The organism is Nostoc sp. (assembly GCF_036917395.1).
Classification (GTDB): Bacteria; Cyanobacteriota; Cyanobacteriia; order Cyanobacteriales; family Nostocaceae; genus Nostoc.
On record NZ_JBALDI010000070.1, the window covers coordinates 161,729 to 182,503 of the forward strand.

Sequence of the window (20,775 nt, forward strand, 5' to 3'; positions counted from 1 at the left end):
CCCAAGTTAATTACACAAACGGTGAGTTCCAAAGTAATTGAAATTCACATGGTGATAGATATATCTACAGTCTCTGTCACACTTATTACGGAAATAATTCGTCATTGCCCATAAAATATTCTGGATGTCAGCGTTAATTATCAAAACGGGGTATTTGCTTGTAAATGCAGGGTTTTTTCTAACTGCGGATGCTCGAAGCGAAGTTCTCTAGCGTGCAGATGTAACCGACTGGTAACTGCACAGCATCCATAAAGGCGATCGCCTAAAATAGTTACCCCAAGTCCTCTTACATCAGCTGCATGAACCCTCAATTGATGAGTGCGTCCAGTTAGTGGCGTAAATTCTACGCGGGTGTAGTCTTCTTCTCTCGCCATTACCTGGAAATGTGTCAAGCTAGGTTTACCGTGCTGCCAATCAACTTTTTGATTAGGGCGATTTTCAGGATCTGCCCACAATGGCAGTTCAATTGTACCTTGGTCAACTGTCACAGCACCGGAAAGGATGGCTTCATAAACCTTGTAAACCTGGCGTTGCTGAAACTGCTGGCTGAGTTGCCGATGGGTTTGACGATCGCGTGCCAACAACAAAATACCAGATGTTTCCTGATCTAGGCGATGCACAGATGCAAGGGTTATACCATCCGGTAATAAATGACGTAAGCGACTCAAAACACTATCTTGGCGATCGCGATAACGACCAGGTACCGAAAGTAGCCCAGCAGGTTTGTTTACAGCAATCAGCCATTCGTCTTCATAAATAATCGGGATCTCTGCTTTGGTAGGGGAAAGTGGGCTAATTGTGTATACATCCCTGTTTGGGATTGAAATAGGTTTCAACCCTGAGAGCAAAAACCCCATTAATGGCTGACATCGCTCGGCACATGCTCCATAAAATTCTCCCTGAATTTTATCCTGATTTACAGAAGACGCACCCCACCAAAATTCCGCCATTGCCAGTGGTTTGAGATTATGTGTTGCCGCATAATGGAGCAGCTTTGGGGCACAACAGTCTCCTGTGCCAGTGGGGAAGCCTCCTGGCATCAATTGTTGCAATGATTGCGATCGCCCGGAAAAATTAGTCAGGCTGTATGTAGCGTGCATCTGAGCTTGTAATTGACAAGACAATGTTTTACGCTGTTGTTTCAGTTCGCTAATTCGCGCATCCGTCACTGCAATTAACTGTTGAAGAGGCTGTAATACTACATTTTGCTGACGTTTAAGTTGTCGTCGCTCAATTCCCTGCTGACGACTCTCTTCGTCGAGTTGTTCAAGAGTAAGTGGATCGCAGATTTGCTGACGTTTTTCCTGTCGTTGATGTTTGCAATGGCGATGGCGATCGCTCATTGCTTGCAATTGCTGCTCAAACTCATCAAATAGGGTTTGGTACTGCTGGCGTTCGGTCAGTTGCTTCAAGGTAAGAATTTCTTGCTTAATCGCGTCCAACTGTGCCAAAGTACGGGCTTCCTCCAAAGCAACTTCGTCTCTTCCTGGAATTGGTGGCACCCAATCCTCAACCACACTGCAACCATTCAAAAGACCAGAAAAGGCTTTGAGTACCCGTTGTTCGCCATTAGGCAGTTCAACCAATAGTATTCCATACATCTTGCCTTCACGAGAATAACAATCATTGTTGGCAAGCTGTTGCATTAGTCCGTGGGCGATCGCTTCAGCCATTGAGGTACGGGGTAGTTTTAGGCAATCGCCACTTTGGAGACAACGCCCTTCATAGTAATAGCTAGGAGATGAGTTGCTGATAGCATTGCAGTCGATGAAATTTGAAATATGCAGAACTACCATACTTGGAACAAACCCTGAAATAAAAATTTAAATAGTCTGAAGTTATAAAAATAGGTACTCAGTATATTAGAACAAGCTTTTAGAGATTGTCTCGTTCCTAGTCTCAGACTGGGAATGCCTAATATGATGTCCGTTTGTATCGAAATTATTCCTCTTTCCTCTCCCTCTGCGCCCTCAGCGTCTCTGCGGTTTTTTAATCATTCAGATACTACCGGATTTGATATAATACGAGGCTGCTGCCTCAAGACTAGCAGCACCGTAATGAGGAGCATTTCCAGCCAGTGGCTGGAAACGAGGTTTTAAAGCGGTTTGAGCTTAAGTTTGATCATCTCACGCGGCTCCACCATTTACACGGATGTTTTGCCCAGTGATCCACCTAGCTTCGTCGCTAGCGAGAAATGCTACTACGTCGGCGATTTCTTCCACCTCTCCCAGTTTACCAAAAGCAGCCATTTGGGCTACACGGTCTATATGCTCTTGTGTTTTGCCTTCTCGAAACAATTCTGTATCGGTGGCGCCAGGAGAAATAACATTAACTGCGATCGCCTTTGCACCCAATTCTTTAGCTAGTACCCGCGTGATTTGTTCAACAGCACCCTTGGTTCCAACATAGGCACTATAAGTTGGCAGCATCATCACCGTAGTTGATGAGGAAAAGTTGATAATCCGTCCCCCTTCTGCCATGTGTTGCGCGGCTTGTTGGCAAGCAAAAAAAGTGCCTTTGACATTAGTGGCAAAAATTTTGTCGAAATCTTCTTCTGTTACCTGAGTAATTGGTTTATAGAAGATGATTCCGGCATTATTGACCAAAATATCGAGTTTACCGAAGCGTTCAAGTGTTTGCTCAAATAACCGTTGGATGTCGGGTACTTTGCTAACATCAGCTTGGATAGCGATCGCTTCTACTCCCAACTTTTCAATTTCCGCAACAACTTCCTGTGCTTTGCCTGCATTACTTGCATAGTTAACGACAACAGATGCGCCGTTACCTGCTAGTTTGAGTGCGATTGCTCGTCCAATTCCCCGCGATGCACCAGTGATAATTGCAACTTTTCCGGCTAAAGATGCCATAAATTAATCTGATTTTATTTTGGTTCACCCAAGTGATTATCTGCTGTTAAAGTACTGTACCAAGATTAAATTTAGCGATCGCTTACCATCAAACAGTTATCTCACTGCCGACGATAAGCTTGAGGTGCGCCGCATTTATCAGGTCTGAAAGATATATCGGTACAAACTCGTAGATAAACTCCTGTCCACTTAAGCTCTCCAAATTTACCAGAAAAACTATTAGAAAATTTTCGACCGTTTCTACTAGTCGTATTTCCAGTCATACGTTGCCGTGAAGAATCGGGAGCAAAATCTCGAAAGCCCTGAGCCTCAATATACACAGGCTTGCCTTTTTTCGACTTTAAGGTAATTTTGTAATTAAAGTTTTTTGTACCAGTCCAGTTTATTGTGCCGGTAGCGCTACCATCCGAAGACGAAATTGAAATCTCTTGGGCAAAGGCAGGTAAGACAGGTAAGACAGATGGAATTACGAGTAAAGCTAGCCCAACTACAGTAAAGGAAAATGATTTCAAACGCATTTTCTGTGTCCTTTTATGTATTGAAGGTATAAATTCATCGTATCTATTCAATAGATATCTCCAAACTTCTCTTTACCCATTGACAAATGGTTAATGATCTTAACCATTTGTCAATAAGTAATGATGCTTAAAATTCAGTCAAAAACGCAAATTTTCAGCCTGCTATGCTGAACACGAGTGCGTCTGGTAGAGAAGGCCAGCTACGCCTACGCGTCATATTTAAAGCATCGTTCATGCTTGCGTTAAAGCATAGTATAAAGCTTAATTAGTTACTCGATAGCATAGATAATTTACAGTGTAATCACTATTAACAAAATGAGTTATATCTTAAATTTTTATGAATGCTCTCCTAAAAGGGGAGAGGTCAGAGTGGATTGCATACAAACGAGCGATCGCTATAGTTAACGCTCTTGCGCGGACATTGGTAGGAGACAAGAGTGAGGACTTCTCCTCTGCTCTCTTATCTCCCCACTCCCCTTACCCTTAATTAAGATTCTGGAACGATCGCAACACCATCCCTGAGATTGAGCAATCCTGAGATAATAACTTGATCTTCTGGCTGTAATCCTTCAATAACTTGGTAATTATTACTTCTGATCTCGCCTAGCTTCACTCGCCTTTGCCGAGCTACTTCTTGGGATATACCTTGGGGAGATTTTTCCGTTTCAACTACATAAACAAAAGTGTCCCCAGCGATACGAGTCATTGCTGTTGTGGGAATTAAAACTCCGGGGCGCTGATTCCAGAACACTCTAGCCCTTACCAATTGATCTGCACGTAACTGACCATTAGAATTGTTAAAAAGTGCTTTGATCAGTATCCCTTGTGTTTGATTACTGGCATTAGGTGCAATAAAAAATACCCTACTTCTACCAAGCTTCTCACCTTGTGTGTTCATGACCTCCACCGGCATTCCCTTACGCAATTGGGGCCCTTGCTGTAGTGGCACAGAGATATTAACTTCTAAAGGTCGATTTTGGGTGATATTAACTAATTGTGTGGAAGTGTTAACTAAATCACCTACTTTCACGGCGATGTTGCGAACTGTGCCACCAAAGGGAGCGATAATTTTGTCGGACTGGAGCGGGACTTGTTGGTTTGGAATATTTACATTAGCTTGCTGCAAGGCTTTTTCAGCCTGCAATATGTTGGAGCGTTGTGCTTGAATCCTGGAATCAATTGCATCAAGACTAGTCTTAGCAGTGGTGAGCCGATCAGCAAACTGATTGCGAGTCTGTCGAGACACGGCTCCTTCTTGAGCTAGGGTGACAAACTTTTCGTAGTTCTGCTGGTACAATTGCAGATTCGCAACGTAGGATGGTCGTTGTGCTTCCAGAGATTTGAGTGTAGCGCGGGCATTTTCCAGTTGGACTAAAAATCCTTGAGGCACAGCATTGTTCCCACTGACACCTGCTTGTGGCGTAGGATCTACTTGGAGAATTGCTGCTCCTTGGGCGACTAAATTTCCCGATTTGACAAATATCTGGGTAACTTGGCCCTGAATTTTCGGCTGAAGCGTCACTGAGCGCTGGGACTTTAGGCTAGCAATAAAATCTGAACTTTCCTCAATTATGCCGCTTTGTACTGTCGATATTTTTACTCTTACCCCTTGAGATTGAACATTAGCAGTTGAAGGTGCTGAATTTTGCAAAGTGAACAAACGCCAAACTATAGCTGTTCCGCCCCCTAATAATAGTAGTGCAGGTAAAAATAACCAAAGCCACCGCCGTTTTCCAGAAGGTGGCTCAAATGGGGTTTGTGGAGGTTTGTCTCCAAAATCATTTTGAGGCTCAGGGGATGTCATGGCTGATGAGGAACTTAAGGAACAAATTAACTAGAATCAATCAAAATTGCATCTGTTGATATTGAAATTACTGATTGAGCATGAGGTTTTGTAGCAAATTATGTGTTACCCCATCCAAATATACAGTTTTGATAATTCTGTCTAAATCTACCGAAAGGTGAATTCCTAATTTTCCATAGACCATCACTGATCAAAATGACTTGGATTAATCAATCGAATGCGAGGTGCTATTTTAAGCACCTCACAATACATATTGCTTAGTAATGGTCAAACGTTAATGACGATTAAACAACTACAAAATTGTTTTGAGTTAGTGACAATCCAGTTGATAATTGTGCAAATTTTACCTGAGTAAACCCAGATGCACTACCGTCAAGGTCAAAGAACAATGCACCTGTAATGTCATTGTAAATAAATCGCTCTTTGCTAGTGGTTGCAGATGTTCCGATGGTAAACTGATTAGCTGAGAGTGAAGCTGTTGACAACCCACCAAAACCATCAGCTGATACCTGAATCAGGTCTTTAGTGGCGTCGAAGTTATAAAGGGTATCAACACCTTCGTGGGAATTATCGAAAGCAAAGGTATCAATATCGGCCCCACCTGTAAGGTAGTCATTGCCATCGCCTCCAGAGAGTAGGTCATTGCCATATGAATTGCTAGCATTCAAGGTATCGTTACCTGCACCACCATTGAGGGTATTATTGCCCCCCCCATAGAGACTGTCATTGCCATCGCCCCCAAAAAGCAGGTTGCCTGATGAATCATCAGCAGTCAAGGTATCGTCACCAGCGCCACCGTTGAGGGTGTTTTTGCCAGATGAGTTAGAGACATTAAGAGAATCATTGCCATCACCCCCAAAAAGCAGGTTATTGCCTGTTGAACCGCTTGCAGTCAAGGCATCGTTACCTGCACCACCGTTGAGGGTATTATTGCCAGATGAGCTAGTATCGGAGTAGATGAACTCACTTCCTGAAGAACCATCGTCAGAGATGTCAAGGAAATCATTGCCATCGCCCCCAGAGAGTAGGTTATTGCCTGTTGAACCGCTTGCAGTCAAGGTATCGTTACCTGCACCACCATTGAGGGTATTATTGCCAGATGAGCTATAGTCGGCAACGATTCCTTCGCCCGGGACGCCGAGCCTGTTGCCAGAGGTGTCAAGAAAATCATTTCCATCGCCCCCAAAGAGCAGATTATTGCCTGATGAAGAGTTAACATTCCTTGACGAAGAGTTAGCAACATTCAAGTTATCGTTACCAGCACCACCGTTGAGGATATTATTGCCTGATGATCGATTGTCGAAGTAGCCGTACTCATTTCCAGAACTACTACCAGAGATATCTAGAAAATCATTGCCATCGCCCCCAGAGAGTAGGTTATAGCCTGTTGAACCGCCAGCAGTCAAGGTATCGTCACCTGCACCACCGTTGAGGGTATTATTGCCCGTTGTAATACCATAAATGTTTGAGCCGGACACATAATCACTGAGGATAAAGCCAGAGATGTTTAGAAAATCATTGCCATCGCCCCCAGAGAGTAGGTTATAGCCTGTTGAACCGCCAGCACTCAAGTTATTGTCACCAGCACCACCATTGAGGGTATTATTGCCCTGTGATCTCGTGTCCCTTGGATCGCCTTGGCCGTAGAGCACGTAGCCAGAGATGTCAAGAGAATCATAACTGTCGGTTCCAATGATATCTGCCATAATTTTTACCTACCTAAATCGATTTTTTCAGGAACTTCACTTGTCAATTTGCAATTTGTGTTGTTTTACAGCTATTTTCAGGTAAATAGACCAGGCGGTAGGGACGCAAGGACTTGCGCCCCGACGACAGATGTGGTTCAAATACTTGAATTCTGCTGTAAGGCAGAAATAACTTGGTTCAAAATTAATATTTTTGGCAAACTTCATCCGTTACCCTTAAGGAAGAGTAATATTTCTCGAAGATTCACCTTTGGACTGACTTGTACGTAGCACAGAATTTAACTTGTTAATATTTCTGTGATCCGGTTACAAAATTGCTTTTATGAGGTTAAGTGCTAGATATTACAGTCAGACATTACCATTTACCGTGTTTGTACAACAATACCTTTACAATATATTTATATTTACTTTATCGGAATGGAATATTTTGAAGCGACTCAACAGAGTTCAAATTAATCTGATTAATCCCTATTTAGAAAGCGGTAGGTGCGATCGCGCTGACGGCAATATGCACCAAATATATTTTATGAATTTTGCTCAATAATAGAACAAAGCTGAGATTTCTCAGAAGTGAAAAAAATACTTATTTAAAAAGCTAAGTAAGTAGGAAAAGTAGGAAAAGTAGGAGGTTTCCAAAAAACCTTGACAAACTATCAACTAACCTGTTAAATCAAGTCCGAGTAATTAGTTATGATTCCCACAGTCGTTGCACTCCAAGCTTTAATCCCCTCCCCGCTCTTCGTTCGGGGAGACAAAGCTACGCTTTGGCGGGGTGGGGTTCTTCAGGTTTAATAAGTAATTAAGCGGACATAATATTAGCTATGAATAAACTTTCCTTCCAGGTTTTAATTTTTTCTAACGCTCTTTTATTATCTGAAAAAATAAAATATTTGTAGCGACTGTTTTAAAAGTCAAGCGATGCCAAAGACGGGCTTTGCGCTGTCGCACCTATGAACTTGATCGCGGTACGACAAAGTTTGAAGTACTCCAACACGATTTTTAAGTACCTCAACACGATTTTCAAGTACCTCAACACGATTTTTAAGTACCTCAACACGGTTTTTAAGTACCTCAACACGACTTTCAAGTACCTCAACACGATTTTCAAGTACCTCAACACGACTTTCAAGTACCTCAACACGACTTTCAAGTACCTCAACACGACTTTCAAGTACCTCAACACGACTTTCAAGTACCTCAACACGACTTCGAGGTATCTGTTGCTTTATATATCCTTGGACTCCATAAACCTGTCAGTTCACAGATAAGGGCACTCTACTGCCGAGGCAAGGTCGGATCAAGTTATCCGGAAACTTCTCAACGTCTCCCCTCTATCAGGTTTCTGCGATGCGATCTGCTTTGCACCAACGCTAGGCTAACGCCTCGCTTCGCTAACGTGATCGCTTTCAGCCCCGAATCATCCCTACTCAATCTTCCAATTAGGCGTATAACCAGAAGTAACTTGGCTATACATTTGCAAGACCGATGCAAAAATACGTCCTGAGAGTTTTGCGATCGCCCATAGCGCTCTTGTAAAATCATTTTCAATTGTTGAGAATTCGCCTAGGAAAAAGTTTATGGCAGATAAGTCCGGTCAAGACCCCTCGGAAATCACAGTGGCAACGGTTGATGAAGAACGAAAAGGCACAACTTTCAGCGGTACGGTCATCCTTGGTATAGATCCTGAGGGTGGGGCAGTCGTTCTCTTTAAAGACTTTTTAATTGAAGATTATAAAGGCGAACTTACCGCAAATCTTGCAACAGATGGCAATATAACGAAAAGCATTGATTTAGGCGAACTCGATCATAAAAGCCCCACTTTTAAGCTGCCAATTCCGCTGGGAACGGATACATTACCCTACAATACAGTCGTGTTGAGCGACAAAAAAAGCAAGAAAAAAATCCTGACGATCGATCTATAAAATTTGTAACTTAGCTCGTAGTTCAGCCAAATTCGATTGCCCTCCTGTATAGATCTCAAATGGGTTCTATAAGGGGGGATTACAAGATTTTTTATTTCCCCCCTTTATAAGGGGGGATTAAGGGGGGTAATTCGACTTGTGTATACAAGATAACCTTGGTAAGAGGGGACGGCTTAGACATTGAGATCAAAAGTGCGATGCCTGCTCTGGGCTATGCCATTGCCTGATATTGTAAGTTGGGTTGAACATTCGTGTTATCCAACAAAATCAAGGATTCTTGGTGTTGGGTTTCGTTCCTCAACCCAACCTACTCCTAAATTTATAAAAACTAATGACAACAAAGGTTTGTGATTTTTATCTCGTGAGAGTTATAGAAGAGTGCTAAAAGGCTGACTATCCAATCGGCCTTAACTGGTTCATGTTGTATTACTTTGCACCAGTATTTAAAGATGCGCTGTCTTCTGGTGCGTCCGTTACGTGTAGCTTGTTTCCCGTTGGCGCAGCCTCTCCAAGAGTTGGGTACGACGGGTTACGCCAACGCACATATACCACACAACAGCATAAGTGCGATCGCGTTGCCCACGCAAGCATCGCACTCATAGACAGCACTTTTGTTCAACTAACTACAATAACTATTCCCACACTCTCATTTGCCAATCTATCCACCGCACACACCGCATAGGTTCCCGCTAGTTGAACGGTAGCAAAGGTTGTGCCAGCAGACAAAATTCGTTGAATTGTCCAAGTATCGCCAGTTTGCCGATAAAGTGTCCAAGAACGAACTGGCTGATTATCACCAGGCTGCCAACTCAGTTTACGGTTATTCACTTGTAATTCAATCGGTGGAGGGGGTGGGGTTGTATCCTGCCAAGACAAAATTGGAGGTAGCGCAGGTTTGTTATAAAGCAGACTTTGGAATTTATCAGCAATGCCCAGACTATTTTCCCTCAAAACAGCGAGATTAAAGAAGATATTCCCCAGTGACAACTGTCCAGCTTGGCTACGGCTAATTTTCACCTGCTTTTCAATCTCATCACTCTCTCGACTCTTGTTGCTTGGTTCTGTCAAATTATTACCAGCGTAAACGTGTCTTTGCTTTGTATTTACCTGTGTCCACCACTTTAGCAACGCAAAATAACTTTGTTGTGGTTGGTCTGTGCGCCAATAAAGTTGAGGCGCAATATAATCAATCCAGCCTTCTTCTAACCATTTCTTCGAGTCAGCATACAGCACGTTGTAAGCATCTAACCCAGTAATCCCAGCAGGTTGTCCGGGGCGATAAATCCCAAAGGGACTAATACCAAATTTAACATCGGGTTTGGTTGCTTTAATTCCCTGCCAGAGGCGTTGTACCATTTTGTTAACGTTGTTCCGTCGCCAGTCGCCAAGGTTGAGTGTACCACCAGCTGCTTTATATGCAGCATAGGTTTTGTTATCAGGGAAAGACTGTCCCTCGATGGGATATGGATAGAAATAATCATCTAAGTGAATGCCATCAACATCGTAGCGCTTCACTACGTCGATAATTACGTTGTAAGCTCTGTCCTGAACTATTTTCAGTCCTGGGTCCATCCAGCGTTGAGTTTTCCACAAATAAACGCTTTCTGGATTGGTAACTGCTATGTGAGGACGAACTGTTTTGGCTGGGTCGGTGGAAGTGCTAGCGCGGTAGGGGTTAAACCAAGCATGAAGTTCAATATTGCGCTTATGACATTCTGCGATCGCAAACGCTAAAGGATCATAAAATGGTTCTGGTGCTTTACCCTGAGTTCCTGTAATCCAAGCACTCCAAGGCTCTAATTTAGATTCATATAAGGCGTCTCCTTCTGGTCGCACCTGAAAGATGAGGGCATTGAAGTTTAGCGCTTGTAATTTACTAATAATCTCGCTGAGTTCAGCTTTTTGTTGGGCAACAGAAAGTCCCGCAATGGATGGCCAATCACCATTCCACACAGATACTACCCACGCCCCCCGGAATTCTCGACTATGATTTATCCTAACGCTACCGACAGGTGTGGGTATTGGTATTGGTATCGGTATTGGCGTTGGTGTTGGTGTTGGCGTTGGCGTTGGTGTCGGTGTCGGCGTTGGTGTTGGTGTTGGCGTTGGCGTTGGCGTTGGTGTTGGTATTGGCGTTGGTGTGGGTATTGGTATCGGTATTGGCGGCTTCACAAGATAACTAGAGGCAATTTTTTCTGCTTCACCTAAATACACCAAAGCTTGATAAATAATTACTGCCACATCTGCACGGGTGGCTGCGAGATTGGGATTGAGTAATTTCACATTTGGGAAACTAGCCACCAATCCAGCGCTGGTGGCAATAGCTATGTGATTTCTACCATACCCAGGAATCTGAACAGAATCTTGATAAATTTCTGGGAGTGCTGAGAGGAGGTCAGGTTTTACCTTAGTGGCAATTTCTAAGCCTACTACCAAGGAAACTAAAACTTCTACTCTAGTAATTCGGTTAGCGGAACGGAAACTTTTATCAGGAAACCCGCTAAGAAATGCTTTTTCATAAGCTGCTTGAATGGCGGCTGCTGCCCAATAATTAGTAGGTACATCAACAAAGGGGATATACTGCCGCTTCTTGGTAACTGTGGGAAATGCCTTAGCGATGATGGCGGCAAATTCAGCACGAGTGAGTGAGTTATCGGGGCGATATGTGCCATTAGGCGACCCACTGACAATACCACGTTGGGCTAAGGCTGTAATAAATAAGCGTGCCCAATGGTTTTGAATATCCGAGAATGGAGTAGTAATAGATACCATTGTTGATTGCAGCTAGCTGGCCTGGATTTTGATTTCCTTAGTTAATTTAGCAATATTCAGAGCGATCGCTGCTGCAATGTCTTATAAACTTTGACTATTGAAGATTGGGCATGGGGCGCTGGTAATGCTATTCCCTATTCCCCATTCCCCATTTACTAACTACAGTTTTGCGTAAAACAGTAACGTTTTTAATGCACGGGAACGCATTAACATTGCATCGGATTGCATTAACAATGCAGCCGACGCATTAACATTGTATCGAGATACATTGGCATTGTATCAGCACGCATTAACAATGTGACCGATGCATTGGCATTGTATCGGGACGCATTAACAATGCGGCTGACGCATTGGCATTGTATCGAAACGCATTAACATTGTATCGGGCTGCATTAACATTGCAACGGATTGCTAAATTTAATTCGCTACGAATTAATCAAATGCTGTACTAAGTGGCTTTTGCAGTTTGGTCAGGAGGATTCAAGTTAGAACGAGCATTCAACGATAGCATCACGCGTGAAATGCCAGTGAAAATAATGCTGACACCAACTAGTGTCCCAAGAAGCCAGGGTGCATCAAAGGGCCACTGGAACCAAATCATTGCGCCTAAGACCAGCGTAATAATGCCATCACCTAGTACCCACATCCAGTTCTCTTGCGGACGTAACCGGAATGCCAGAATTAACTCGAATGTGCCTTCAGTCAGCAAAAAGGTGCCAAGCAACAGAGTCAGTGTGAGAACACCCGTATAAGGATAAACAAACAGCATTATGCCGGCTGCAATATAGAGTCCGCTCAATAGAAGTTTCCAAATAAAACCTCCTCTTTGGCGGGTTTGAGTGGCATAAACTAGTTTTGTAAATCCTACGGAAATCAAAATCAGCGCAGTCCAAGTCTCAGCGAATATGGTCGAGAGACTAGGCACTGCGATCGCAATAACTCCGAAAATACTCAGGAGAACACCAGTTATCAGTGACCCATTAAAATTCTTGTTAATATCTCTAGGAGCATCGGTTGTCATACAAATCTTTTCCCTATTCTTAGACTCAACTCTACATTTAGGTTAGGGAATTTATAAGTAACAAGGTATGAACCCTAAGATAGACTCATCAGTATTAACTTAATCCTGATCATGACTAAACTTTACGACTATTGAGGCCCCAAACCAGTGATATGATGACAACTAAACTATAGCAATCCTAAATCATTCGTAAAAAGTTAGATTCCCGACTTCTCATAGAAGTCGGGGATCTGGACACTGCGAAATAAATCTAAGTATCATAAGTGCGTTATGGCGTTAGGCTAACGCACCGCAATAGATCATAAAAACGGTGCGTTAGCCAGAGGCATAACATACCCTACAACTATTGCACCATGTCACTTCACTACGTTTATTTGAAAAATCAAATATGAGTCCTACATATTTTCTCTAAGTAGCCCTCATAAGAGTTCTGCAAGATTGCTTAGACGTTCATAAACAGCGATCAGACGATCTCCTTCAAGTTCAACAGAAGTATTTGGATAATTCTGAATCGCTCCAAGCAGTGTAACTTCACCATTTTGTTTAATAGATGCACTTAAAGCGCTTCGCAGGGCCTGCTGATCTAGTTGTCCTGTGGGAGGGTGAACTACCTCACCAATTTGGTCAACCAAAATCGGCCCAGCCCAACTAGACAGTAAATTATTTAAAAAGGCAGGATCGGCTTTTATTGGGGCTTTCAATGCCTTACGAGCTACTGCGGGGTCTTGTTTGGCCGCCTCCAAATAAGCTCTTAACGTCGGGGTAGTCTTGCCAGTTTCTGTAAACTGACTTAATTCTTGAACAGATATTTGCCCCTGAAAAGTACCATACTTTAAAACAACTTGCTCGGCAGCATTAGCATCAGTAGTTAAAAGTAGAACAATAGCACCTACGCCTAAAGCTACAGTCTGAGTCAGTAACTTAGTAAATTTCCTATTGTTTAATCGATTGAAAAGTTGATAAATCTGCATCTTGTCGAATTTTATAATGGTGCGGAGCGTACACAGGCACAAAATGCCCAAGCGTTATATTATTTCACAAAGTCCCTACTAAGGATAGATGCTTAAAGGCATACATCTGTATGCCCCTACAGCCAATTTTTTTGTTACAAAGATTTTTGAAAATGGTGTTATTATAGAAAGTTTTCATCAGGCGAAACTGCACGAGGTAGTATTGACTGTTGCTGATCTAAGGTTGGTGCAGGTATGCCCAAATGCTTCCTTGCAGATTCTTCAGCTAGCTTTCGGTCTTGCTGGTTCTCGAACTGACTCTCATCTAACAAATGAGGGTTTTTTACCGCTTGATCTCGGCTTGGCTGAGAGCCATTTTTCCACCTATACTTCCAGTCCATAATTTAAAAGGCAGATATACTGCAATTTGATTTCTTAGTTCTTCATAGTAGGTGCTTAATGGAACATTCCACTCCTGCTAGAGGTTGAAGAGGCTCACTCTGAGGGTACAAATTTAGCGATCGCAAATATAATAACTCTTGTCAACATCTGCGTAGGCGTAGCCCGTCGTAGACATCGTTGCTGCAATATCTTATAAACTTTCACGATTGAAGCTTTGCTACTTATGGCGTGTGTAAAATATATGTAGGCGATCGTTTATGCAGCTTATGCTTAACATAGCAGGTCAACTCTCTTTAGAAGAATTTCTGGCTCTACCCGAAGGAGATGTATACTATGAGCTTGTCAATGGTCAGGCAATCCCTAAAGTGTCTCCAAAATTTTTTCATTCGACTTTACAGCTAGCTTTAGGATTACTAATTCGTGTTTGGTGCAAAGGTAAAGGTAGAGTTCTTCCTGAGTGGGCAATTCTCTTAAAGCGTCAAGGTAAAGATTGGGCACCATTACCAGATTTGACATACATATCTTACGAACGTTTACCCAAAAGTTGGAAGCGTAATGAAGCTTGTCCGGCGATTCCAGAATTGGTAATTGAGATTATATCTCCAGACCAAAGCATGAAGGAATTTGAAGATAAAGCACAGGATTATTTTGCTGCGGGTGTGTCAAGGGTTTGGGTTGTAGACCCGGAAGCGATAAGTATTAGAGTTTTTTTTCCTGATGGTTCAAGTCAAGTTTACACAGATAATACACCGATTGTAGATGAGCTACTTCCAGGTTTGGAATTGAACACAAGGCAGGTATTTGAAGAGGCAGAATTGATTTGATTTTATCTTCTACTTCAAAAACCGATATGATACATATTATTTGGAGTTATCTGAGCGTCGGCTTTGTACCCTTCCCTATGGGACGCTAGGGGGGAATGGGATCTTGCTATGTGCAGCTGTGATTTTTAATTATCAGGTATATTTGCTGATTACTTTATCAAAAAGCCTAATTGCTTTATCAAAATACCTGTTTACTTTCTCAAAATACTTAAATGCTTTCTCAAAAGGCTTAAATGCTTTCTCAAAATGCCATTTTACTTACTAATTTGGGTGTTTCCCGCAAGCAAAATGGCATTTGACTTTCTCAAACCTCAGTTTACTTTCTCATTTAGGTGTTTTCCGTAAGCAAAATGGCATTTGACTTTCTCAAAATGCTTGAATGCTTTCTCAGTAAATAAGTCGGCGAGAATAAATCAAACTACAAGATTTAAGCTAAAACCCCTTTAAAACATCATTTATAGCCAGAGTCTGGAAATGCTCCTGATTGGGCTGCTGCCGCGAGTCAGCAAAGTGGTAGCCTCAAAATAGGAGATTTATTGCCCTAAAGTTACAGAGGCAGTTTGAATTTAGTGCAAAATTTATAAAATTTATGTCTAAAGAAATAAGCACAAAATTCACCTTGTCTAAAAGTTATGTATGGACACAATAGTTTCTTTCAAACAATATCTCTATAGATATAACTAAAAAAGCTAATTTTATTAGAATTCCATCTCTAGGCTCACGCAATTGAGACTAAAAACGTTAATACTAAAAAATAACTTTACCATCCTTAAACCTAGTTGTAATCAAAAATCACAGCCTAGAAAAAGTAAATAGAGAAAAAAGTACAAACAATGGCAACTTCTACAGACCGCGAACAACAAATTCAAAAGCTGCGTGAACTAATCAAAGATATTGATTATGGGATGTTTACCACAGTCGATGATGATGGAAATTTGCATAGTTACCCCATGTCAAAGAGTGGCGAGATTAACTCTGATAGTATCCTCTGGTTTTTTACCTATGCTGGCTCCCATAAGGTGACTGAGATTGAACAACATGAGCAGGTCAATATTAGTTTCTCATCACCTGAGCAGCAGCGATACGTTTCTATTTCAGGTACATCACAACTCGTGAAAGACCGCAACAAGATGCGAGAACTATGGAAGCCAGAACTTCAAACCTGGTTTCCTAAAGGACTGGACGAACCCGATATTGCTTTGCTTCAGGTGAATATTAACCAGGTGAATTATTGGGATAGTGCATCGAGTTTTAAGCCACAAACAATTAGTTTTTGACACCATCCCGCCTTTAGCTAATTACTAATTTATAATTCGTAATTAAGAATTAAATTGCTAATTACGAATTATTTGTAGATATATAGTTGTTGGACAAAATTGGCAAAAATTAAGTGTTTTTAATTACAAAAAATTAATGGCAGGTCAATCACCCGTGGCTTTCAACCGATGTAGGCAAACCAAATGCAGGCGTTGCGCGATCGTTGTGCCCAATATGCTGCCGATGGGCGTTTTGAACTGTTCAAAAGTTTTAAGCAGTTTGATGCTGATGAAGGCAGAATTCAACATGGCTTTCCACCCCAAAGCCAAATGCAGATATAAGACTGGGAAATAGAATTTATGCCTTACAAACAAATTGCAGACTCACCAGATTCAGTAAAAGCAAACTTACCCAAGCACGCTCAAGAAATTTTTCAGGCTGCATTTAATAATGCTCTAGAAGAATATGGTGAAGAAGAGCGTGCCTTTCGTGTTGCTTGGAGTGCGGTGAAACGCGATTACGAAAAAGGCAATGATGGGCATTGGCGCAAAAAGCCAGAATAGCTCGGATTGTATTGAGCAGTTTTATTGATGCTTCACAAAAAAAGCTTTACCAAGGAATAAATTTCAGTTATGAGCAAACAAAAAATAATTATGGCTGCGCTTGTAGCCATTAGCGCATTTACCGCTGCATCTGGACAAAATATAACCACTGCTCAGTCAAATAAAACTCCAACTAGAGCAACTCAGAATGCTGTCAGTTCTACAGATAGGCAATTTGTTACTCAAGCTGCTAGGGGCGGTATGGCAGAAGTACAGCTTGGGCAATTGGCTTCGCAACGGGCGCTAAAGAATGAGGTGAAACAGTTTGGACAGGGTATGGTTCAAGATCATACTCAGGCAAACAATGAACTTAAAGAATTAGCTACCCAGAAGCGTATCACTCTTCCCAAAAGCATCGGCCGTGAGAATAGGAAAGTGAAGGCTAATCTCTCAAAGCTTTCTGGCGCTACCTTTGACCAAGCATACATGAACCAGATGGTTAAGGATCATGTTAAAACTGTATCCTTATTCCAGCGGGAGGCAGACCAAGGACAGGATCAGGATTTGAAGGCTTGGGCAAATAAAACTTTGCCGACTCTGGAAGAGCATTTGCAACACGCTCGCGCCCTTACAGCTCAATCTACTAGAAGTGCCAAGTGATCAAATAATGCGATCGCTCAATTTTACCTAACCACTACCGGGATAGAGCAATTGTAGGAGAACCAATTGCTATAAATAGAAATTTTCATCGCTCTCGGATTAGTATGTAGACGCCAGTAAGGTGTCTACATATTGTTTACTTCATCTTAAATATTTTCCGCGAGGTCTTATGAATTATCTTGTTGCAGTTTTACCAGATCGAATACAAGCAGAAGCCGCCAACTCTGCTCTAGAAAAAGCGGGCTTGCCAACTTCACAAGTGAATATTTTAGGCGATGGTTATCTAAGTGCTGATGAATTTGGACTGATTAATCCTGACAAGCAAGCCCGCAAACAATCAACTCGGCTCTTATGGTGGCTTGTACCCTTTGGATTTTTTGCAGGCTATGCCTTCAACTATCTCACAAAGATTGAAATATTTCCCCAGGTTGCTCGATTTGGTAATGAATTTCTTGCTGGGATCTTAGGAGCTATAGCCGGTGCCTTGGGCGCTGGTTTAATCGGTCGAGGAGTCGGCTCAACAGTTGGCAGTGGCGATGCTTTACCCTATCGTAACCGTTTGAATGCTGGTAAATATCTGATTGTGGTTACTGGGAACGAGGATTTAACCCGCGAAGCTACGCGTGTACTGCGTCAATTTGAACCAGAAAATATTCAAGGCTATACAGACAATTCACAAAAGAGCAAACTTGTGGGAAATTAGGGACTTCCAGTTAAAAAAACATCCCATCCCTGCGGGACGCTCCGCGAACGTAGGGGCGCAAGGCCAAGATCCCCTACAAATGTACAAATAATTTTGGATAATTTATTTTTTGTCAGTCCCTTAAGTCAAAATTTGGGAGTTATAAATGTGCGAATGTGCGATCGCTATTCTGTCATTGCAAGCGGAGCGTGGCAATCCCAAACCACGAGCAAATTGCGACTTTGAAGGGGTTGAGAGTTGATGTTTGCCTTAGCTGAGAGCTAAAATAGTATTCAAGCGGAGGAAATAAAAGCTTGAAACTGATATTGGTAGCTCCCGACTCTTTGTTGTGTGCAGCCTTTCAACAGCATTTTAGTTACTTACCCAATATAGAAATAGTAAATGACTATTTCGAGTGGTTGCCAGATTTTGATTGTATGGTCAGCCCTGCTAACTCTTTTGGAATGATGGATGGTGGCATAGATGCGGCAATTATCCGTTTTTTCGGTACTTCCTTAATGGCAAGAGTGCAGCAGCGTATTCTTGAGGATTATTTGGGTGAACAGCCTGTGGGAACATCAATGATTGTGGAAACAGGTCATCACAAGCATCCTTTTTTGGCTCATACACCTACTATGCGAGTTCCCATGATCATTGCTGGGACAGATATTCCTTATATAGCGATGTGGGCGATGCTGCTGGCAGTTCGACACCATAATCAACACGCCAAGCAAAAAATTAACACTATTGCCTGTCCTGGATTAGGTACAGGAATCGGACGAGTGCCATATACTGAAGCTGCTAGACAGATGGCATTAGCCTACGATCATTTTCTCTACCCACCTAAGCATCTTAATTGCATAGTTGCGGCAGAAAGACAACTTCAGATATGGGAAGGAGGAGATTTACTCTAGGAAAATAGAAATCACTCTAGTACCGCAAGGCGGAAGTCAAAAGTCAGAAGTCAAAAGTCAAAAGTATTATGGAATAAGCTCTTTAGGGCTTTTCAATGGTCTGCTTATTTACGCCCTGCTGTACTAGCATAATATTGTGTTAAGGCGATCACTACTCTCAATTCTATGACTGGTAAACGCTTTTATCACATTGGCTTTGGGCAAGATGATTTGGGTTCATTGCCTCCCAGCATTGCTCTATTATCTGGCGATCCGGAACGATCGCGTCTAATTGCTGAAACTTATTTGCAGGATTTGCGCTTATTATCGGAGAATCGCGGACTCAATAGCTATGTGGGATACTTACCAAATGGTCTCCCCATCTTATCTGCTACTAGTGGTATGGGTGCGCCTTCATTGAGTATTGTAGTCAATGAGTTAATACAAGTAGGAATCCGGCAAATTATTCGCATTGGAACTTGTGGTTCCATTCAACCCGATGTAACCGTTGGTAGCGTTGTTATTAGTAGTGCAGCATTGTGTCGCCAAGGTGCAGCAAATGACATTGCACCTGTGGAGTATCCAGCCGCAGCTGATCCGTTTCTCACAGTCGCTTTAGTTAAAGCCGCGCGAGAATTAGAGGTTGAATATCACGTAGGAATTACGGCATCAGTTGATACTTTTTACGAAGGACAAGAACGCATTGATTCAGCGAATCCAAATTTAATGCGATCGCTGCATGGCATCACAGAAGAATATCGGCGCTTAAATATCTTAAATTATGAGATGGAATGCGGCACACTATTTAAAATGGCAGGAGTGTATAATTTTGCAGCAGCAGCTATTTGTGGTGTAGTAGCTGGGCGTACTGTTAGTGAAAATATCATCTTAGAACAAAAAAATATTGCCGTTAAAAATGCGATCGCAACTGCTGTATATGCAGCAGCAACCTTTGAGTAAGCTAATTAATATTTACTTCATAAATATAGCGGTTCTCGTTTGCATGAAGTAGATTTTTCAACCTTACTCCCAACCCCTCTCCAAAGCATCGGAGAGAGGAGTGTTTGCGTGCCTAAATGTGGGGTGAGGTTGTGACTGTATTGCACCGAAGTGAGAACCACTATAAACTCTCAGTAGTTTTATGGAGTCTTTACCTAATCTTTAATTTATTAATTAGTAATTATAGCTAATATATATTGAGCAAAATATAATTTGATCTGATAAAAATAAATGAAAAAAGTACAATGTCTCCATCAATAATTATAAATTATAAATTGTTCATAATTGTTCTGAGAATATCTACGTTAGCGAGAATGTTAGTAATAAATTTCAAACCTATTATAAGTTTTTTAGATATTAATAAATATTTAAAAACTTGAAAAATAAGATAATATGAATAATCAAATTAGAATCATGACTTTAACTGCGATCGGACTAATGCCGACGCTGATATTTTTAACATTCTTTTATCGGGCAATAGCTGACGATCCAGGAGTATGTTACATGGTAACCTCCTCTGGTAAAACCGTTGGATTGGGAAACCTTTGTGGTAATATAGTTGCACCTTCAGACAACAGAGTTTTTCGAGTCCCAGTCAAACGCCGCTTTGGTGGAACTCCAGTGATTGATGTCACCTTCAATGACAAAAAAACCTTTGAAATGATTGTAGATACAGGTGCCAGTGAAACCATTATCACTCTAAGTATGGCGAATATACTTCAACTCCAGGCTACAGGTACAATCCAAGCTCAAATTGCCGATGGTAGCCAAGTAGAATTTCCAACCAGTAAGGTAAAATCTATTGCAGTAGGTGGAATTACAGCCAATAATCTTCAGGTAGCGATCGCACCCAAAGCAAGCATCGGCTTACTGGGTCACGATTTCTTTGGCAACTATGATATTAAAATTCTAGAGAAAGAGGTGGAATTTCATCACCGCTAATGTTCGCAGGTAAA

21 protein-coding genes are annotated in these 20,775 nt (G+C 41.9%); 11 read left to right on the forward strand and 10 right to left on the reverse strand.

The genetic code is table 11. The features are described 5' to 3' along the window. Positions 1-140: 140 nt before the first annotated feature. The 5 genes from V7K46_RS24005 to V7K46_RS24025 form a co-directional block, all read right to left on the reverse strand. The gene (locus V7K46_RS24005) at positions 141-1,796 is read right to left on the reverse strand and encodes an RluA family pseudouridine synthase (RefSeq protein ID WP_335117530.1); all 1,656 of its coding nucleotides are present in this window, start codon (positions 1,794-1,796) and stop codon (positions 141-143) included. 330 nt (positions 1,797-2,126) lie between these two features. After that, positions 2,127-2,867: an SDR family oxidoreductase gene (locus tag V7K46_RS24010; protein ID WP_335117532.1), complete on the reverse strand. Its 741-nt coding sequence runs from the start codon at positions 2,865-2,867 to the stop codon at positions 2,127-2,129. 101 nt (positions 2,868-2,968) lie between these two features. Next, entirely contained in the window at positions 2,969-3,385 is a 417-nt protein-coding gene (locus V7K46_RS24015; RefSeq protein WP_335117534.1) for a hypothetical protein, read from the reverse strand. Between the two features lie 487 nt (positions 3,386-3,872). Further along, positions 3,873-5,189: an efflux RND transporter periplasmic adaptor subunit gene (locus V7K46_RS24020; RefSeq protein WP_335117536.1), complete on the reverse strand. Its 1,317-nt coding sequence runs from the start codon at positions 5,187-5,189 to the stop codon at positions 3,873-3,875. 284 nt (positions 5,190-5,473) lie between these two features. Beyond that, complete coding sequence (locus tag V7K46_RS24025) at positions 5,474-6,895, reverse strand: calcium-binding protein (RefSeq protein ID WP_335117539.1); 1,422 nt, start codon at positions 6,893-6,895, stop codon at positions 5,474-5,476. Positions 6,896-7,217: 322 nt separating this feature from the next. On the opposite strand from V7K46_RS24025, the gene V7K46_RS24030 reads away from it, so the two are divergent. Then, positions 7,218-7,439: a hypothetical protein gene (locus V7K46_RS24030; protein ID WP_335117542.1), complete on the forward strand. Its 222-nt coding sequence runs from the start codon at positions 7,218-7,220 to the stop codon at positions 7,437-7,439. Positions 7,440-8,472: 1,033 nt separating this feature from the next. Next, on the forward strand, positions 8,473-8,817 hold the full coding sequence (locus V7K46_RS24035; RefSeq protein WP_335117545.1) for a hypothetical protein: 345 nt from the start codon (positions 8,473-8,475) through the stop codon (positions 8,815-8,817). A 426-nt stretch (positions 8,818-9,243) separates the two neighbouring features. On the opposite strand, the gene V7K46_RS24040 is transcribed toward V7K46_RS24035, so the two are convergent. The 5 genes from V7K46_RS24040 to V7K46_RS24060 form a co-directional block, all read right to left on the reverse strand. After that, positions 9,244-9,417: a hypothetical protein gene (locus tag V7K46_RS24040; RefSeq protein ID WP_335117547.1), complete on the reverse strand. Its 174-nt coding sequence runs from the start codon at positions 9,415-9,417 to the stop codon at positions 9,244-9,246. A gap of 15 nt (positions 9,418-9,432) precedes the next feature. After that, complete coding sequence (locus tag V7K46_RS24045; RefSeq protein WP_335117549.1) at positions 9,433-11,589, reverse strand: glycoside hydrolase family 10 protein; 2,157 nt, start codon at positions 11,587-11,589, stop codon at positions 9,433-9,435. 448 nt (positions 11,590-12,037) lie between these two features. Continuing rightward, complete coding sequence (locus V7K46_RS24050) at positions 12,038-12,610, reverse strand: HdeD family acid-resistance protein (protein WP_335117551.1); 573 nt, start codon at positions 12,608-12,610, stop codon at positions 12,038-12,040. 419 nt (positions 12,611-13,029) lie between these two features. Further along, positions 13,030-13,581 carry an alpha/beta hydrolase gene (locus V7K46_RS24055; protein ID WP_335117553.1) on the reverse strand — a complete coding sequence of 184 codons (552 nt, stop codon included), beginning with the start codon at positions 13,579-13,581 and terminating at the stop codon, positions 13,030-13,032. 161 nt (positions 13,582-13,742) lie between these two features. After that, positions 13,743-13,961, reverse strand: coding sequence for a bromodomain-containing protein (locus V7K46_RS24060; protein WP_335117555.1), 219 nt, complete (start codon positions 13,959-13,961; stop codon positions 13,743-13,745). 258 nt (positions 13,962-14,219) lie between these two features. Between V7K46_RS24060 and V7K46_RS24065 the strand changes: the two genes are divergently transcribed. The 9 genes from V7K46_RS24065 (at position 14,220) to V7K46_RS24105 (ending at position 20,761) form a co-directional block, all read left to right on the forward strand. After that, entirely contained in the window at positions 14,220-14,786 is a 567-nt protein-coding gene (locus V7K46_RS24065; protein WP_335117557.1) for a Uma2 family endonuclease, read from the forward strand. Between the two features lie 833 nt (positions 14,787-15,619). Beyond that, on the forward strand, positions 15,620-16,063 hold the full coding sequence (locus V7K46_RS24070; protein WP_335117559.1) for a pyridoxamine 5'-phosphate oxidase family protein: 444 nt from the start codon (positions 15,620-15,622) through the stop codon (positions 16,061-16,063). 183 nt (positions 16,064-16,246) lie between these two features. Next, positions 16,247-16,384 carry a hypothetical protein gene (locus tag V7K46_RS24075; RefSeq protein ID WP_335117561.1) on the forward strand — a complete coding sequence of 46 codons (138 nt, stop codon included), beginning with the start codon at positions 16,247-16,249 and terminating at the stop codon, positions 16,382-16,384. Positions 16,385-16,402: 18 nt separating this feature from the next. Next, positions 16,403-16,606 carry a ChaB family protein gene (locus V7K46_RS24080; protein ID WP_335117563.1) on the forward strand — a complete coding sequence of 68 codons (204 nt, stop codon included), beginning with the start codon at positions 16,403-16,405 and terminating at the stop codon, positions 16,604-16,606. A 69-nt stretch (positions 16,607-16,675) separates the two neighbouring features. Then, on the forward strand, positions 16,676-17,245 hold the full coding sequence (locus V7K46_RS24085) for a DUF4142 domain-containing protein (RefSeq protein ID WP_335117564.1): 570 nt from the start codon (positions 16,676-16,678) through the stop codon (positions 17,243-17,245). Between the two features lie 169 nt (positions 17,246-17,414). Further along, a complete protein-coding gene (locus V7K46_RS24090) occupies positions 17,415-17,948 on the forward strand; it encodes a hypothetical protein (RefSeq protein ID WP_335117566.1) in 534 nt (177 codons plus the stop codon). Between the two features lie 293 nt (positions 17,949-18,241). Continuing rightward, entirely contained in the window at positions 18,242-18,841 is a 600-nt protein-coding gene (locus tag V7K46_RS24095; RefSeq protein ID WP_335117568.1) for a macro domain-containing protein, read from the forward strand. A 165-nt stretch (positions 18,842-19,006) separates the two neighbouring features. Continuing rightward, positions 19,007-19,780, forward strand: a complete 774-nt coding sequence (locus V7K46_RS24100) for a nucleoside phosphorylase (protein ID WP_335117570.1) — start codon at positions 19,007-19,009, stop codon at positions 19,778-19,780. Between the two features lie 432 nt (positions 19,781-20,212). Then, complete coding sequence (locus tag V7K46_RS24105) at positions 20,213-20,761, forward strand: retropepsin-like aspartic protease family protein (RefSeq protein WP_335117572.1); 549 nt, start codon at positions 20,213-20,215, stop codon at positions 20,759-20,761. Positions 20,762-20,775 lie beyond the last annotated feature (14 nt).